A 17,155-nucleotide genomic window follows, 5' to 3' on the forward strand; every position below is an offset into this window, starting at 1 on the left:
CCCGCCACGTCAAAAGGAAGTGACAATGAGCAACGATTCAGAGAACGGCGAAACCCGGACACTGCTACAAAAAAGCCTGATCATCCACCAGACCAGTCGCGGCCCGACAATCGATGAGGTCGCCGCCACCATGCTCCGCCAGGCACTGAAAGCGCGCTATCCGCAACGAGATATCGATCCCGATGTGACCAAGATCGCAACACCGCAATGGCAGTGGCTCGACGGTAATCTGATGGCCTTGCCGACCCGATACGAATCGCTGACCCAGACCCTGATCCGCCACTGCCTGAGCGGTTCCAGTGCCAACTATCTGGAGGGCGAACACTATCTGACCCTGAATCCCCAGGCCACGCCCGTGGTGCATCTGGACGTCGATATCGAGGCCATTGCCGTGGTGCTCAATGACTGCTCGCCCTTGCTGTTCGTGGCTTTTGCCGAACACCAGCTGGAATATTGGAACAGCACTCAACACCAGGTGCCGCGATGGCAGGCCCTGTCCGAAGCATTGCGCAAAGCCCTGGACGTGAGCAGCGCTGACGGTTGGGATGAGATTCAGTGCCGGGTCGCGCGGGCCATCTCTCAGCAACCCGATAAACAGAAACGTCTGATCCAGGACAAAACACTGGCGGCCATTCGGGTATGCCTGCTGGATATGGATGGCGTCGATGCTCAAGGCATCGCACATCACTTTCTTCTGGGGGGCGCTGCCGTGGTGACCGGACGTTACGAGCAACGCGATCTGGTCATGATGTACACCGTGGAAAACGGTTATGAAACGTACGACTCTCTTGAGCAACTGGGTGACACATTGCCTTCGCGCATCGCATTGCCGAGCGGTCAGAACCTGCAGTGGCAATTATTCGAACCCGAAGGCAATTTCTTTGATCACATGGCCTGGGCGCTGGTCTCCAGCCAGCTGGATGCCATTAAGGCATTGACCCGACAAAGCCTCGTCACCGCAGCACAATCGCCGAGCGGCACTCCTCCCTCTGTGCTAGACGACAGCGAGCCGCCAGCAAACGCACTCATCGGTCTGAACGAGGCAATACCCGACTGGCTGTTTGGCGCATCGGCCGCCGACCTTGATCAGTACAGTCAATCGATCAATGCCCTGGGCCAGCTTTATCGCCAGGCAGACAACGCTTTGCAACCGATTCCGGCTATCGACACCTATGCACAGAACCGTATGCGTGAGGCGATCCTTGCCGAGCAGACAACTGCTGTCGGGCTGCCGCTTGAGAACTTGCGCATCCATGTCACCCATAGTTTCGAATCGGGTGGCGTGACGCTGCCCAATCCGCATGACACTCATACCGAAACCCTGGCTGAGTACGCACTGCAAAACAGTGCGCCGTATCTGGCCTCCATTGCGTTCAGCCCGGCATACCCGGTGCCGTCCTGGCTGACGGTCGCCTACCTGACGAACATGGCGGCCAAGGTTGATATTGGCCAGGCCTACCCTGAACTGATCAGAAACAGATTGATTGACGATCCGGTGCAAGCACCGTTGCAGCAGGCTTTTTACATCAGCCAACTGCAAGCGCTGCTTCCCTTGATTGCGCTGGAGTGCAAACTGCGTGGCCTTGGCGGTATCGATGAGCAGGGTTATCGCTTTGTGCGTGAGTGGCTCAAACCGACGCCCGGCCGGCCGCGTACCGTAGGCATCCGTCCCCTGAAGTTCGTGCAGGCCGGGCAGGACAACGGTGACACCGTCACCAACATGTTCATCATCGCTGAACGCAATAACGAGACCGGGCCTTGTCTGCTGTATCGCCCCTTGATGGATCAGCCACTGCTGCAGTTCCCTTCGACACAAAACCTGTTGTACGCCTTGCATCAATCAGGCGCCTTGAGAGATTCGGTACTCGCCTGGCTGGCGGATTCGCAAACCAGCTTCAAATATGAGCAATACACGTTCCCTGTCGGCCTGCCGAGTCCATGGCTGGGGGCACAAATGCTGGCCGAGCCATGGACCTCCGCGAACTGGACCGGGCCTGTCGAGTTGTCCACACAAGAGCTGACCGGGGACGTGTTTACGGTCCTGTTCAAGACCCATGCACTGGCGATGGCCGAGCTCGCGGACCGTCAATCACTGTCTAATGCGCAACGACGCTGGAACCTGCTGCGCGACAGCGGCTGGGCGCTGCTCAACGTGGCCGCAAACTTTCTCTGCGGCCCGGCCGGAGCCGCTATTTGGGTCTGGCAAAGCATCAGTGAAACTGATCAAGTCGTTGACGCATACAATCGCGGCGATCAGCGTGCCCAGTGGAGCGCCATTGCCGACATGCTGCTGAACATGGGGATGATTCTGGCCCATCACGCCGCCGCTCGACGCAAGACCGGCACCCGCACCGCAACAATGCCCAGAGTCGAAATCATCCGCCCGACGACGCCTGCGCTGCCCACGGTTACGCACATCAATACCGTCATGACTGGCGAGCTGCCTGACAGCCACTGCTCTTCGCTTGCAGCCAGCGGCTCGGTACCTCGTCGTTCGACATCGGCGTTGGCAACGTTTTTGAACGGGCTGGCAGTCTCGCCTCCTGACTTGACCGCGGCCAATCTGGAAACCTTGCTGCGCGGCAAGGCGCCCATGTATCGCCTCAATTCAAAGACCTTTGCCCAGGTCGGTGAGCGCTGGTTTCAGGTCATGGAAAACGATGACGAGCAGGTGCTGATCGTCTATCCGAAGACGCCTTCAAATACCGGGCCTCTGTTGATCCATAACCAGCGGGGTCAATGGTTTGTGGACACACGACTGCGCTTGCGCGGCGGCGCCGGAGGCACAAGCCTCAAGAGCCGGCTCAAGGCTCAGCGCAAGGAAAAGGAAACGCAAAGAAACCAACTGGGCTCTGCCCTGGACGTTTTCAGAGGTCAGGAAGCCACGGCTAACGCCGCCCTGGAAACCGCTCAGACATCATTGCTGGGCAGCTCGGGACAAGCCCATGAAGAGGCTTCCAGACGCTACCTTGAGCAGGTGGAAAAACTCATAGGCGATTACGACGAGGCCCTGAAAAACCTTGGCCAGTGGCGCCTGCTGGGCGGAACGGAGGGCTATTTCAGCGAGTTGCAGCGCATGACAGTGCTGCTGCAGAAAAACCTCAGCCTCTGGTTCGTCCTCAAACGCAACGCGTACTCGCAGCTGACTCAAAAGCTGGTCGAGAACACCGTGATCGATTCATCGAGCGCACTGCAGTCGCATGTTCAGGAGGTGCAACAAACCCTGGCGTTGAGCCAGGAAATGATTGCCCGCCTGAAACAGTCCAGCGACTCCCTCGCCGCGCTTGATGCTACCGGCAGCGCCGGCATGACCACCGCCCAACAATTGCGCAGCCTGCTGCCTGCTTTTACTCAATGGGACTTGAAATCCAATGCCATCGGCATGTCCCATGAATTATGCCTGCGTACCACGGCCACCCAAGCGGCACGGGAAGCAACCGGTGCATTGATTGTCGAAGCGGCAACCGCCAGTCACCAGCATGCCGCCTTGCTCAGATCGCCCGATACGGGACAGAGCGTGGAGGCGCGCATCGATCGCTTGAGCCGGTTGATCGATGTCTATGATGACGCCGAACAACGCTTGGGCGACTTGCCTGGCGAGTACCCCGACATGATCGACCGAACCGAAATCGAGCGAATCAAAAGCCTTATCGGTGAGTTCAGGCAGTTGGCCCAGGAACAATTGAGCGAAGGGCTGCCGGAGAACGCCGACAGAGCCATGCCGCTCGCGGCAAAGCCACCGGTCGCAGGACCGTCTCGCCCCGCCGGCAAGGTCACCAAGAGTCGTCCACGCGATCCTGCACCCGCCAAGCCGGCAACCGCCGGCGAAACGTTGCTGCAACAAGTACTCCCGGTTGCGCCGAAGGCGGCTCCCCAAGCACACCTCGACGATATCGACATCATCGATGACGCCCTGACACAAAATGAGCACGTCCAGGCGTTCATTGACCGGACCCGCCGCGATGCGCTCAAACCCAACCGCATACCGGCTGACATGCAGGATCTCTTCAATAATCAGGCCCGCCGACTGGAGCAGTTGGCAAGCAATGTTGAACAAGCCCAGGCGCGCATCGTCGCTGGCGGTGGAACGCGGCTGCCCGTCGCAACCTTGAGCATGGAACTCAACGGCGCCGCCGAGCGCCTGCGCGCCCAAGGCATCGCCGTGCGCGCAGAACTGCTCAAACATCGCCAGCCGCGACAAGCCTACTTGCAATGGCTGCTGGAAAACGACCAAGTGCGGGTCGCAAGAAACGACCAGGGGCGGATCAGGACCAAAAAGCGCCAGGATTATTTTCAGGAATATCAGATACTCGACAGCACTGATCAGGACCGACCGCTGTGGCTGGCGCACTTTCACTATGATTCGCTGGCAGACCCGCCAGAACAATTCACCGCCGCACACCTGAAAATCGCCGATGCACACCTGCAGTCGCTCAGTGCCGAACGTCGTAAGGCCTTGAGTAGTCTGACGCCGCTTGATTACGTCTTGCGCCGGATCAGTGATCCGAGTGTGTTCCTGCAACTCGAACCACGCCCTTGAGAACGGATGCGGGCGCCAACATGGCTCCCGCTTCAAGTCAAAGGGGTGCACCAAACCGTTCGCAAACGCTGGAGCGCCGCTTCGATCGCCTGTTCAGACACGGCTGCGAAGCCCAGAACCAGCCCGGCACGACGATCGACCGGAACCGTCGAGTCTTCCAGCCAATAGCTGCTCAAGGCATTGATTTCGACATCGACACCGCGCGCCAGCTCAATCAGTTCGCGTTCGCGTGCCACATTCTCGACGGCAACGGTCAAGTGCAGCCCGGCGGCGACAGCGGGCAATGGGCCGATGCCCGCAATGTCTTGCGGCCAGCCACCGAGCAGACTGTTGCGCCGACTCAACGCCGCGCGACGCATGCGCCGGATGTGCCGCTGGAAATGCCCGGCGGCCATGAACTCGGCCATCACCGCTTGCGTACTGACTTCCGAATGACGCACATCCACGGCGCGCCGTTGGGCAAAGGCATCCACCAATCCCGGCGGCAACACCAGATAACCCAGGCGTAATGCCGGAAAAGCGACTTTGCCGAACGTGCCGACATAAAGAACGCGCCCCTGTCGGTCAAGGGCAGCCAAAGGCGCTAGCGGCGCACCGCTGTAACGGTACTCGCCATCGTAATCATCCTCGACGATCCAGCCCTGTGTGCGCTCGGCCCAGGCTAACAGCTCGAGCCGTCGAGCCAGACTCATGACCACGCCGGTGGGGTACTGATGCGATGGTGTGACGTAAGTCAGGCGACAGTCCTTCAGGTCCGCCAGTTGATTGCAGTCGATTCCCTCACTGTCCACCGCCACTCCGTGCAACCGCGCACCGACCACGGCGAAGGCATGACCGGCCGCCCGATAGCCCGGATTCTCGATCGCCACGCCGTCACCCGGCTCGACCAACAGCTGTGCACAAAGACTGATCCCCTGCTGCGCGCCACTGGTGATCACAATTTGCTCAGCTGTGCATGGCAGGCCTCGTGAACTGCGCAAATAGGCGGCGATCATGCCGCGTAATCGTGCATCGCCGGCCGGATCGCCGTAACACAGTTGCTGCAGATCCGGTTTGCGCCAGAAAGCCGCATTCAGCTTGGCCCAGACATCGAAAGGAAACAGATCGAACGCCGGAACACCCACCCGAAAAGCCCGGGGCGGGCCACTCGGTGGACGAGACAAATGATTGTTTTTGATGCGAGCCAGCGCAGCACTGTGGATAACCTTGCTGGATGAATCCACAGGCAAATCCAGCCCATCTGTGGATAAGGCTGTGGGTAAGCCTGTTGAAAACCCTGTGGATATTTTTGTGGATAGTTTTTTTGCCGGCAGCACTTTCTGGGGCAATTGGGCAACATACGTGCCGTCCCCCACCCGCCCCTCGATAAAACCCTCGGCATACAACTGGTCATAGGCCCGCACCACGCTGTTTCGCGAAATCGCCAGGGCCAGCGCCAAATCGCGACTGGCAGGCAAGCGCGTGCCACTGGCCAGGCGTCCATCCAGCACGCGCGCGCGCAACGCCTGATAAAGCTGACGGCTCAAGCCTTGGCGGCGGTCGAGTTCGATTCCGGCCGGATTGAACGGCATAGACAGTGTGGTCGATTCGGGCATGGCAATGGACCTATGAAATTGGTCATCAATGGCTCTTACAACAGACCAATAGCCTGCCTAGGATGCAGGCATTCGCCAAGGAAAATCTCTCCATGTACACGCCCCGCGCCTTCGCCATCGACGACCTGTCGCAATTGCACGAACTGATCCTCGCCACTCGCCTTGCCATTCTTGTGAGTCACGGTGAAAACGGCCTGCAAGCCAGCCATGTGCCGGTGCTGCTGCACCGCGAACAGGGTCCGAACGGCACGCTGTACGGGCACCTGGCCAAAGCCAATCCGCAATGGAAAGACCTGCGCGACGGCGCCGAAGCGCTGCTGATATTTGCCGGCCCCGACGCCTACGTCAGCCCCGGGTTTTACCCGAGCAAGGCCGAGCACGGCAAAGTCGTGCCGACCTGGAACTACGTCGCCGTGCACGCCTACGGCCACGCCGAAACCTTCAGCGACGGCGGGCGCCTGCTCGACATCGTCAGCACACTGACTGATCGCCATGAAGCCGGGCGCGCGCAGCCGTGGAAGGTCGACGACGCGCCAGCCGACTACATCGACGGCATGCTCAAGGCCATCGTCGGTTTCGCCATTCCCATCGACCGCCTCGAAGGCAAGCGCAAGCTCAGCCAGAACCGCAGCGCCGAAGACATTGCCGGCGTGCGCGAAGGCCTGGCTGCCAGCCCCGATATCCATGACCAGACCCTCGCCCACTTGATGCGTTAAGGAAATCAGCATGAGTCAGATCCAGATCCGCCCGGTGACTGCCGGTGATCACACCGCCTGGCTGCCGTTGTGGCAGGCCTACCTGCGCTTTTACAACACCGAGTTGCCGGACACCGTCACGCACAGCACCTGGCAGCGCTTCCTCGACCCGAGTGAACCGACCCACGCCGCCCTCGCCTGGGCCGATGACAAGACCGTGGGCATGGTGCATTTCATCTACCACCGCTCGAACTGGAGCATCGAAAACTCTTGCTACCTGCAGGACCTGCTGGTGACGCCGGAGACCCGTGGCACTGGCGTCGGACGCCGGCTGATCGAACACGTTTACGCCACCGCCAAGGCCGACGGTTGCTGCAAGGTGCATTGGCTGACCCACGAAACCAATGCCACCGCGATCCAGCTCTACGAGCGCATCGCCGAGCGCCCGGGGTTCATCCAGTTTCGCAAAGCCATTTAAGGAGCCGCGTACATGACCACTTCCCTTGCCGACTGGAAAGGCGTCCCGGCGCCCACCAGCAAACTGCTCGAAGGCCGCTTTATCCGCCTGGAAAGACTTGACCCGGCGCGCCACGGCGACGAGCTGTTTAACGCCCTTGAGGGCCCCGGCGCCGACCCTAAGCTGTGGGATTACTTGCCCTACGGGCCGTTTCCGCAGCGCAGCGCGTTCAATGACTGGCTGAACAACCATGCGGCCAGCAGCGATCCGTATTTCTTCAGCATCATCGACCGCGCTACAGGCCAGGTGCAGGGCATTTTGAGTCTGATGTCGATTGTCCCGGCGCAGGGCCGCATCGAGATCGGCCACGTGACCTTCGGCGCGTCGATGCAGCGCTCGCCGAAAAGCACTGAAGCGGTGTACCTGCTCGCCAAATATGCCTTCGCGCTGGGCTACCGGCGCCTGGAATGGAAATGCAACAACGGCAACGCCCGCTCCAAATACGCCGCCGAACGCCTGGGCTTCAGCTTCGAAGGCGTGTTCCGCCAGCACATGGTGGTCAAGGGCCAGAACCGCGATACCGCGTGGTATTCAATTCTGGATTCAGAGTGGCCGGCGATTGCGGCAGGGTTCGAGCAGTGGTTGAGCGATGCCAACCAGACGCCGACCGGGCAGGTGAAAGGCTTGGTCGAGTGCCGTAGTTAAATCGTCAAAGCAAAATCGGCAGCTCCTACAGGGTGAACATCAATCCCATGCAGGAGCTGCCGCAGGCTGCGATCTTTTGATCTGTTGTTTACCCCAGTTTCTGCGCCAGCACCGCAATGTGTTCCGGGCCGATCCCGCAGCAACCGCCCAAATGGCTGGCACCACGCCGCTGCCAATCCTTCGCCCAGTGCAGATACCCCGGCGGGTCCAGATCGTCGCGCAACGGATCGAGGCCGTCGTTGGCCGTCGCCTCTTTCGGTTGCGGTGGAAACGCATTGGCATACGCGCCGATGTGAATCTGCACGCCCAGGCGTTCGAAGGTATCGCGCGCTGCGTCAATCGCCGCGCCGATCACTTCCGGCTGGCTGCAGTTGAACAGCAGCGTCTCGACGCCCAGCTCCGCCGCCACGGCCGCAGCCTCAGCCACCGGCTCACCGGAACGCAGACGCGGTACTTCGTCGGTGTTTTCATCCTTCAAAGTAAACGACAGCCAGAACGGTTTGCCGTCCTGCGGCAGACCGGCACGAATGGAACGCGCCTCGATGATCGAGCTCTGGGTTTCCGCCAGCCACAGATCGACATGCGGCGCCAGGCCGGTCACCAGTGGCGCCAGCAATTCGTTCACCCGCGTCGCTTCGAACAGGTCCGGGCGATAGGAACCGAACAGCGGCGGTAACGAACCGGCCACCCGCACCGCTTTGCCCGAAGCCTGCACCGCACGCTGTGCCAGCTCCCCGGCCAACGCCGCCAGAGCCTGACCTTCAGCGGCAAACCGCGCCTCGCCGATATGAAACGGCACGACCGCATAACTGTTGCTGGTGATCACCTTGGCGCCGCTGGCGATGTAAGCGGCGTGCACCGCTTCGACCGCTTGCGGCGCTTCGATCAGGGCCAGCGCCGACCACTCGGGCTGCCGAAACGGCGCCCCGGCGCGTTGCAACTCACGGCCCATGCCGCCATCGAGAATTACCGTGCTTGCTGTGCCCATATGCTTTTCGCTCATATGCTTATGAATATTTCTCACTACCAGAGTAGTTCTTATAACTATTTAATACGCACCATTCGGTTAATAACAACCTCTTTTTTTCAGGTGTCGACTGTGAACTTTCAACCGCTACTGGCCCTGGGCCTGACGATTCTGGCCGCGTCCACTCAAGCCTTCGGCGGCGCCACACTCGATCGTGTCGAACAGAAAAAAGAACTGGTCGGCGTGCTGATGGAAAGCTACCCGCCCTTCTCGTTTCTCAACGAGCAGAATCAGCTCGACGGCTTCGATGTCGACGTCGCCAAAGCCGTCGCGGACAAGCTGGGGGTCAAACTGCGCCTCGAAACGCCATCCTGGGACGTGATTGCTGCCGGCCGCTGGAGCGGGCGCTATGACATCTGCATCTGCTCCATGACCCCGAGCAAGGCCCGCGCCGAAGTGTTCGATTTCCCGGTCGAGTACTACGCCTCGCCCGCCGTGATCGTGGTCAATGCCAAGGACGATCGCATCCACGGCGCCAAGGACTTGAGCGGCAAGAAAGTCGGCCTGACCAGCGCCAGCAGCTACGAAAGTTATCTGAACAAGAATCTGGTCATTGAAGGCGCCGAAGACACGCGCCTGGAGTACCCGTTCGAAGATGTGCAGATCGCTCCGTACGATACCGACAACGTCGCCTTCCAGGACCTGGGCCTGGGCGCCGGTGTGCGCCTGGACGCCATCCTCACCAACCTGGTGACCGCGCAGCCGCGCCTGAATCAGGACCAGCGCTTCAAACTGGCCGGCGCGCCGCTGTACTCGGAGCCGAACTCGGTGGCCATCGAAAAGGGTGACGCCCAGTGGGACGCCAAGGTGCGCGAGGTGTTCGCGCAACTCAAGCAGGACGGCACGCTGAGCACGCTGTCGCAGAAATGGATCGGCGCCGATATCAGCCAATGACTGCCTTCCCGACACCCCCACAGCCGCCGCAACCGGTGGCTGAATCGCGCCTGCAACGGCTGCTTGGTTTCCGCACGCGCCTGTACCTGACCTGGGCGGTGATGTTCAGCCTGTTCGCCGGGTTTTTCCTGAGCTTCGATCTGAAGCTCTCGATCATCCTCGACAAGCTGCCGAATCTGCTTGGCGTGCACCTGGCGCCCAACGGCTTTCTGCAGGGTGCGGCGCTGACCCTGTTTCTTTGCGCGTGCGCCATCGTCGCTTCGTCTTTGCTGGGCTTCGTCACCGCCCTCGCGCGCCTGTCGAAAAGCGCCGTGGCGTTCGGGATCGCCAGTTTCTACACCTCGTTCTTTCGCGGCACGCCGCTGCTGATCCAGATCCTGTTGATCTACCTCGGCCTGCCGCAATTGGGCGTGGTGCCCGGCGCAGTGGTCGCCGGGATCATTGCCCTGTCACTCAACTATGGCGCGTACCTGAGCGAGATTTTCCGCGCCGGCATCCTCGGCGTGCCCTACGGCCAACGCGAAGCTTCGCTGGCGCTGGGCATGCGCGAGAGCGTGATCTTCTGGCGCATCACCCTGCCCCAGGCGATGCGCACGATCATCCCGCCGACCACCAACCAGTTCATCTCGATGCTCAAGGACTCGTCACTGATCTCGGTGATGGGCGTCTGGGAAGTGATGTTTCTGGCACAGTCCTACGGACGCTCGAGCTACCGCTACATCGAGATGCTGACCACGGCGGCGATCATTTACTGGCTGATGTCGATCGGTCTGGAGCTGATTCAGGCGCGCATGGAGCGGCATTATGGCAAGGCTTATGTGCGGCGTAGCTAGGTTAACCAGCACCTTGCGCCAGCGTCGGGTTTTAATTGACCTCTCGTCGGATCCGCACCACGCCCATTTTCAGTCCAAACGGACGAAACACCGCATTCAACGATTTCAATGTCTGGTTGCCCTCGCCATGCTCGATATGCACCAGCGTGCGAACCGATATTTTGCACATTCTGGCAAACTGGGTTTGATGCAGACCGGTCACTTCCACGCGTAGTCGGCGAACCGCTTCACCGACCTCCAGTGTTCCTTGGGCCAGCGCCTCTTGAATGTTTTCGATGAGTACCGTGCGCTCGGCTACCGTCATGCTCATTTCAGATCCCACTCTTTCAAGCGTTGCTCCAGATTTTTCAGGTGGATTCCCGGGTGGTTCATCGTTCTGTCGGGCAAACCGCTCGCCGTCAATATGTCGGGGAGCGCCGCCAGACGCTGGGCATCTTCACGCAAGCGTTCGAAAGGATCTGATGCGTCAGTCAAGCCTGCCAAAGGGTCTTTGGGATCGGTGATATCAGCCAATGCGCGGCACACTCCCCGCCAATCGACCTCTCCCGCCCTCTCCAGATCTTTTGGCCATTTGGTTGTCCGGGTCACACCCTCGTCATCCATGACCATCGGGGCCAAGTCATAGATCGGCGCCAGACGAAACGAACTTTCCTGGCGAATTATCGCGGTGTTACGGCCATGGTTATCCGAGTTACCGAGGATCTTGTTGATCAGGTCCCGACGTAAGTAATCCGTCACCAGTGCGGGGATCTGACTGGCCTGTCCTGCTTTTCGCCAGAGCCCGGCGAGCATGCGGATGACATCCATATGGTTCATTGCACTTCCCGGCGCCGTTACTTCAGCCAGTGAATAAATCGACTCGACAGCAAAACGATTGACCTCACCATTCGTTACTTCTCGATCAAAGCGCTGCATCCACAAGCTCGGCTTACTCGCTTCTTCTAATGCCAAACCTTCAACCGCGATCGTTTCAATGCCGAGTTTCTGAAGCGCCTTGTAGTAATGAAACTCGCTACGCAGGATATCTTGATCGACCAGACTTCCTTTGTTTCTGGCAAATTTTATAAACCAATGCTGCCTGACCTCTTCATCGCCCAATACCGCATCGGGGTACAAAAGGCCGGCCTTGTTTTCAGCCAACAATAGCTTCGGTGCCTCACCGCCTGCCCCTGTAGCACCACCAACTGCCGCGCCTTGCTCATAGGCGTATTCCAAAAAGCGACTGTCGCGGTGAACAACATCCTCACGCTTGAATCCGATGGGCTCACGCTCATCGACAGCCTCGGCCGACTCTTTTACGCGCATATTGCCAATGGGGGCTGGAGTGCTCTGGCCGAGCAGATACAGATCGGCACCGATATGCGCCGGTTTCTCCTGCCCCAGACGCGCAAGCAGAAATCTTTTGGCCGCTCCTGCGGGGGCAATGTCATAGACAAATGCGGGCGTACTGGAGCGTCGCCCTTCCCAATCCAATGGATACAACGCACTGACGGCTTTGGAAAACGAAGAGCCTATGGCTTCAATATTTTCGACAAGGTATGGCGTCTCGTAGCCGAAACTGCAGCGACTTTCGAACCCCATTTCAGGATTGTCGAACCTTAGAATCATGGCGTCGTGCCATTTCCCAGCACTGAATACCTGTAATGTCAGGTTGTACATGTCTCAACACCTGCATTTAAATGCATTTAAACAGGGAATTCATTGTCCTTAGATGCAATATAGTGCATTTCCACGGATGATGGCGCGGTGCAATATGCAACAAAATGCAGATAAGACTGAGTTTAAGATCATCTGAACGCAAAATAATGCAAGTCATCCTCCGACTTCATTCTGTAAGAACCCCTCGCTATACGGACGGCCCGCTAATAACCAAAGGCCCTCCATCAATGCCCTGCAGCGGCGAGATTGGCAGCAACAGTCGCAACCACGGGTTGATCGGGCAGTCGCAGATGAGTTTCTGATCATTACAAGCTGCTAATGGCAATTCAATTTGTAGGAAACGACAACGCGACGGCACGGCGCAATCCGCCAGTCTTTGTCGAGCCGCCCTTTTCCGAAGATCAAACAGACGCAGCCCGCAGCACCGAGCGATCCGGCTGACATCGGTGCCTGCAGGCTCCAACTTAGAGTTTGGCCTCCTTCCACGAGAGGCTGAACTCGATGCCCGTTCAATTCCACTTTCGACCCAAACACCTGACACTGGCCATTACTCTGGCGATGGGATGTGCTGATCTGTCCATGGCTCAGGACACACCGCCCGACACTCAAGGCATCTCTCCCGCCCCCTCTGAAACGTTCAAATCAGCGATCAACGCTTTCGCCAATCATCCGGACACCGTCCAACTGAAGGTCAGCAAAGCGTATCCGGCGCAAGAGGGTGTAGCGCTGGCGCTCGATGGCCGCAACGATCTTGTCACCGTGCAATCTCGGGGCAGTTTCGCCGGTCTGGTCGACGGTGGCGGGGGCGACAACCTGCTGCAACTCGACGCGAACAAGAAAGGCGTGCTGGGTGAAACCCGTAACTTCAGCGGGCTGGAGGTCAGGCGCGGGAGCTGGACCCGTAGCGGACCGGGTGATTTCAACATCGGCGTACTGGTCCATCCGAAGGCATTGCTGGTCAACGATGGGCAAATTCTGGGCACGGCAGTGACCGAGGGTATTCTGATCAACAAAGGAGCGATCAATGGCGGCGCCACTGTCGCGTCTGGCGGTGACCTGACCAACCAGGGCCTCATTGACGGCACGGTGGATGTTCATGAAAACGCCCATATAGCCGGGAATGGTGCGGTTAATCATTTGAACCTGCACGGACGCATGACCGTCGACGATGTCTATGGCGCACCCAAGATCGCGGGAGATCTGCGCCTGGCCCGTTCTGCCGTGCTGGCCTATGCCGTGGATGCCTCCGGCAACAGTCAGACGGTGGTGGTAAAAGGAACCGCGCATTTGGGTGACGCCACCCTGAAACTCGTCACCGCCGGCGACTATCCGCAAAGCAGCCAACACACCGTTCTGCAAGCGGAACAGATTGAGGGACAGTTCGGCACCGTTGAAAACGATCTGGCATACATGACTCCGACGCTGCACTACGAAGCACAACGAGTGGGCTTGCTCTATGCCCGTAACGATGTGCCGCTCGAAAAACTTGCGACCACGCAGAGTAGTCAGGCGCTCGCCCAAAGCATTGACGAGACACCCTCCCCATCTCAGCAACCTCAGCAACCTCAGCAACCTCAGCAACCTCAGCAACCTCAGCAACCTCAGCAACCTCAGCAACCTCAGCAACCTCAGCAACCTCAGCAACCTCAGCAACCTCAGCAACCTCAAGAGCCTGAGACACTTCGCCAGACAAGCAAAGCCATCAGCGCGTCCACCCCTCAAAATACTGCCGTCACGGCCCTGCTCGGCTCCAGCAAGCCGACGGCCAGCCTGGCTCTCGAACAACTCGCCGCCGGCAGCAACGCCAACCTCGCCAAAGCCACACTGAGCAGCGTCAATCCGCTCAGCGCCAGCATGCTTTCGGCCATGCATCAACTGGACAGCGGCAATGGCGCGCAGAGCTCAGGGAATGCACCGCGCCGAGCGGCTGGTGGCGAAGGCAACGGGCGGGTCTGGCTGCAGGCACTGGGGCATGGCGGCCAGGTAGATCGTGACGCCGCCAGTGTTCTGAAGCATTCCACCCAAGGTCTGGTCATGGGGTCCGACTGGCGAATCGACGAGCAATGGCACGTCGGCCTGATGGGTGCAAAAGCGCAGACCCGCTTCGATGCCCGGCAGTACGACGGTGATCTCGACAGCTGGCACCTCGGCGCCTACGCGTTGCGTCAGGATGGCCCGTTAGCCTTACGCTTGGGCGCCTCGTACGGCAGCCATGACGGCAGCGGCAAACGTCGCGTTGCGTTCAAGGGTTTCAGTGATCGGCTCAACAGCAGCTATGGCGCCAGCACCCAGCACGCCTTTGCCGAAGTCGGCTACAACCTCGGTCGTGGCAACGTCAGCATCGAGCCGTTCGCCAGCGTCGGCTATCAACGCTATCAACGTGACGGCTACACCGAGAAAGGTGGCGATGCGGCGCTCAAGGTTCAGGGTCAGACCCAGGCGAATCCGAGCAGCACCCTCGGCCTGCGCCTGGCGAACATCAGCCAGCTGTCGAACGGCATGCAACTGATGCCGCGTCTGAGCGCCAGCGTGAAACACACCTACGGCGATCTGGATAACGTAACGCGCCAGCAACTGGTCAAGGGTGGCAGAAGCTATGAAGTCACCGGCGCCGAGATGGATCGCAACAGCTTTACGCTGGACGCCGGTCTGGACCTGACGCTGTCCGACCGCAACGCCCTGGCCATAGGCCTCACCGGTGAGGCCGGCAACGACAGCCGCAGTTACGGCGTGGCAGGCCAGTGGCGCATGGCGTTCTGACACAACGCTACCCTGTAGGAGCTGCCGCAGGCTGCGATCTGTTGATCTCCAAGAGCAAAGTCAAAAGATCGCCGCCTGCGGCAGCGCCTACAGAAAACGGCATATTGCAGGCGAAAAAAAAGGGGAGCACATGCCCCCCCGAGGTTTAAAGCGTTGGATCGCGGCGGTTATCTCAGCCTTCGATCTCGATCAGGATTTCGCCCGGGTTGACCCGGTCGCCCTTGGCCACATGAATGGCGGTGACCTTGCCGGCAATCGCTGCCTGGACTTCGGTTTCCATCTTCATCGCTTCGGTGATCAATACAGCCTGGCCAGCCTTGACGGTGTCACCCTCCTTGACCAGCACATCGACGATGTTGCCTGGCATGGTGGTGCTGACATGGCCCGGTGCCGACGCCTGCTTGCGTTTGCTGCTGCCACCGCCGACGAATTCGTTGAGCGGTTCGAACACCACCTCTTCCGGCATGCCGTCGATGGACAGGTAGAAGTGACGCTTGCCTTCGGCCTTCACACCGACACCGGTGATGTCGACGCGGTAGGTTTCGCCGTGGACGTCGATGACAAACTCGGTCGGCACGCCTTCGCCGCCAGCCTTCGCCACACCACCGGCCTCAGGGATCGGCAACAGCACTTCCGGAACCAGGGTGCCGGCGGCACGTTCTTCGAGGAACTTGCGCCCGATGTCCGGGAACATGGCGAAGGTCAGCACGTCTTCTTCGGACTTGGCCAGTGCGCCGATGTCGGCACGCAACTTGGTCATTTCCGGCTTGAGCAGATCCGCCGGACGCACGTCGATCACCTCTTCGCTGCCGATGGCCTGACGACGCAACTTCTCGTTGACCACGCCCGGCGCCTTGCCGTAACCACCTTGCAGGTACAGCTTCACTTCATTGGTGATGGTCTTGTAGCGCTCGCCAGCCAGCACGTTGAAGAACGCCTGAGTGCCGACGATCTGCGACGTCGGAGTCACCAGCGGCGGGAAACCAAGGTCTTCACGCACCCGCGGGATTTCCGCCAGCACTTCGGCCATGCGGTTCAGCGCGCCCTGCTCTTTCAACTGGTTGGCAAGGTTGGAGATCATCCCGCCCGGCACCTGGTTGACTTGCACACGGGTATCGACTGCGGTGAATTCGCTTTCGAACTGGTGGTACTTCTTGCGCACGGCGTAGAAGTACAGACCGATTTCCTGCAGCAGCTCGAGGTTCAGACCGGTGTCGTATTCGGTGCCTTTGAGCGCAGCAACCATCGACTCGGTGCCCGGATGACTGGTGCCCGAGGCGAAGCTGGAGATCGCGGTGTCGATGTGATCGGCGCCGTTTTCAATGGCTTTCAATTGGCACATCGCCGCCAGACCAGCGGTGTCATGCGAGTGGATGAACACTGGCAGCGACTGCTCGGCCTTCAAGGCGCGGACCAGTTCACCGGTGGCGTACGGTGTCAGCAGACCGGCCATGTCCTTGATCGCCACCGAGTCGCACCCCATGGCTTCCATCTGCTTGGCCTGCGCCACGAACGCGTCGATGGTGTGCACCGGGCTGGTGGTGTAGGCGATAGTGCCTTGCGCATGTTTGCCGGCAGCTTTCACCGCTTCGATGGCCACGCGCAGGTTACGCACATCGTTCATTGCGTCGAAGATACGGAATACGTCGATGCCATTGACCGCGGCCTTGGCGACGAAGGCTTTGACCACGTCATCGCTATAGTGGCGGTAGCCGAGCAGGTTCTGCCCGCGCAGAAGCATTTGCAGGCGAGTGTTGGGCAGCGCGGCGCGCAGTTGGCGCAGACGCTCCCACGGGTCTTCTTTCAGAAAGCGAACGCAGGCGTCGAAGGTTGCACCGCCCCAGCATTCCAGCGACCAATAGCCGACTTTGTCGAGCTTGTCGCAGATCGGCAGCATGTCTTCGGTGCGCATACGGGTGGCGAGCAGCGATTGGTGAGCGTCGCGCAGGATGGTGTCGGTGACAAAGATCTTCTTGCTCATTCTTATATT

12 protein-coding genes are annotated in these 17,155 nt (G+C 59.7%); 7 read left to right on the forward strand and 5 right to left on the reverse strand.

Annotated elements, in window-relative coordinates; all coding sequences use genetic code 11:
• Window positions 1–25: 25 nt before the first annotated feature.
• Window positions 26–4,540 (forward strand): hypothetical protein, encoded by a 4,515-nt coding sequence (locus GTQ41_RS27850; protein ID WP_047297325.1) that lies wholly within the window; start codon window positions 26–28, stop codon window positions 4,538–4,540.
• A 32-nt stretch (window positions 4,541–4,572) separates the two neighbouring features.
• Here GTQ41_RS27850 and GTQ41_RS27855 read toward each other — a convergent pair whose 3' ends face one another.
• Window positions 4,573–6,135 (reverse strand): PLP-dependent aminotransferase family protein, encoded by a 1,563-nt coding sequence (locus GTQ41_RS27855; protein WP_047297326.1) that lies wholly within the window; start codon window positions 6,133–6,135, stop codon window positions 4,573–4,575.
• Window positions 6,136–6,227: 92 nt separating this feature from the next.
• On the opposite strand from GTQ41_RS27855, the gene GTQ41_RS27860 reads away from it, so the two are divergent.
• From GTQ41_RS27860 to GTQ41_RS27870, 3 genes are read left to right on the forward strand one after another with little or no spacing between them, the layout of a single operon-like run.
• A complete protein-coding gene (locus GTQ41_RS27860; RefSeq protein ID WP_047297327.1) occupies window positions 6,228–6,851 on the forward strand; it encodes an FMN-binding negative transcriptional regulator in 624 nt (207 codons plus the stop codon).
• Window positions 6,852–6,861: 10 nt separating this feature from the next.
• A complete protein-coding gene (locus tag GTQ41_RS27865) occupies window positions 6,862–7,308 on the forward strand; it encodes a GNAT family N-acetyltransferase (protein ID WP_047297328.1) in 447 nt (148 codons plus the stop codon).
• 12 nt (window positions 7,309–7,320) lie between these two features.
• Window positions 7,321–7,992 carry a GNAT family N-acetyltransferase gene (locus GTQ41_RS27870; RefSeq protein ID WP_047297329.1) on the forward strand — a complete coding sequence of 224 codons (672 nt, stop codon included), beginning with the start codon at window positions 7,321–7,323 and terminating at the stop codon, window positions 7,990–7,992.
• An 88-nt stretch (window positions 7,993–8,080) separates the two neighbouring features.
• Here GTQ41_RS27870 and GTQ41_RS27875 read toward each other — a convergent pair whose 3' ends face one another.
• Complete coding sequence (locus GTQ41_RS27875; RefSeq protein WP_047297330.1) at window positions 8,081–8,980, reverse strand: homocysteine S-methyltransferase family protein; 900 nt, start codon at window positions 8,978–8,980, stop codon at window positions 8,081–8,083.
• A 111-nt stretch (window positions 8,981–9,091) separates the two neighbouring features.
• Between GTQ41_RS27875 and GTQ41_RS27880 the strand changes: the two genes are divergently transcribed.
• Together GTQ41_RS27880 and GTQ41_RS27885 are read left to right on the forward strand one after the other, a co-directional pair.
• Window positions 9,092–9,913: an ABC transporter substrate-binding protein gene (locus tag GTQ41_RS27880; protein ID WP_047297331.1), complete on the forward strand. Its 822-nt coding sequence runs from the start codon at window positions 9,092–9,094 to the stop codon at window positions 9,911–9,913.
• Window positions 9,910–10,746, forward strand: coding sequence for an amino acid ABC transporter permease (locus GTQ41_RS27885; protein WP_047297332.1), 837 nt, complete (start codon window positions 9,910–9,912; stop codon window positions 10,744–10,746). The genes GTQ41_RS27880 and GTQ41_RS27885 overlap by 4 nt, the downstream gene beginning before the upstream one ends.
• A 31-nt stretch (window positions 10,747–10,777) precedes the next feature.
• Here GTQ41_RS27885 and GTQ41_RS27890 read toward each other — a convergent pair whose 3' ends face one another.
• A complete protein-coding gene (locus tag GTQ41_RS27890) occupies window positions 10,778–11,056 on the reverse strand; it encodes a helix-turn-helix domain-containing protein (RefSeq protein WP_047297333.1) in 279 nt (92 codons plus the stop codon).
• The gene (locus GTQ41_RS27895; protein ID WP_047297334.1) at window positions 11,053–12,405 is read right to left on the reverse strand and encodes a HipA domain-containing protein; all 1,353 of its coding nucleotides are present in this window, start codon (window positions 12,403–12,405) and stop codon (window positions 11,053–11,055) included. Before GTQ41_RS27895 ends, GTQ41_RS27890 begins: the two co-directional genes overlap by 4 nt.
• A 501-nt stretch (window positions 12,406–12,906) precedes the next feature.
• Here GTQ41_RS27895 and GTQ41_RS27900 point away from each other — a divergent pair.
• Window positions 12,907–15,165 (forward strand): autotransporter domain-containing protein, encoded by a 2,259-nt coding sequence (locus tag GTQ41_RS27900; RefSeq protein WP_217325397.1) that lies wholly within the window; start codon window positions 12,907–12,909, stop codon window positions 15,163–15,165.
• A gap of 172 nt (window positions 15,166–15,337) precedes the next feature.
• Here GTQ41_RS27900 and oadA read toward each other — a convergent pair whose 3' ends face one another.
• Window positions 15,338–17,146 carry a sodium-extruding oxaloacetate decarboxylase subunit alpha gene (gene oadA / locus GTQ41_RS27905; protein WP_007962245.1) on the reverse strand — a complete coding sequence of 603 codons (1,809 nt, stop codon included), beginning with the start codon at window positions 17,144–17,146 and terminating at the stop codon, window positions 15,338–15,340.
• Window positions 17,147–17,155: the final 9 nt, after the last annotated feature.

It is taken from the genome of Pseudomonas sp. AN-B15 (assembly GCF_019056475.1).
Classification (GTDB): Bacteria; Pseudomonadota; Gammaproteobacteria; order Pseudomonadales; family Pseudomonadaceae; genus Aquipseudomonas; species Aquipseudomonas parakoreensis.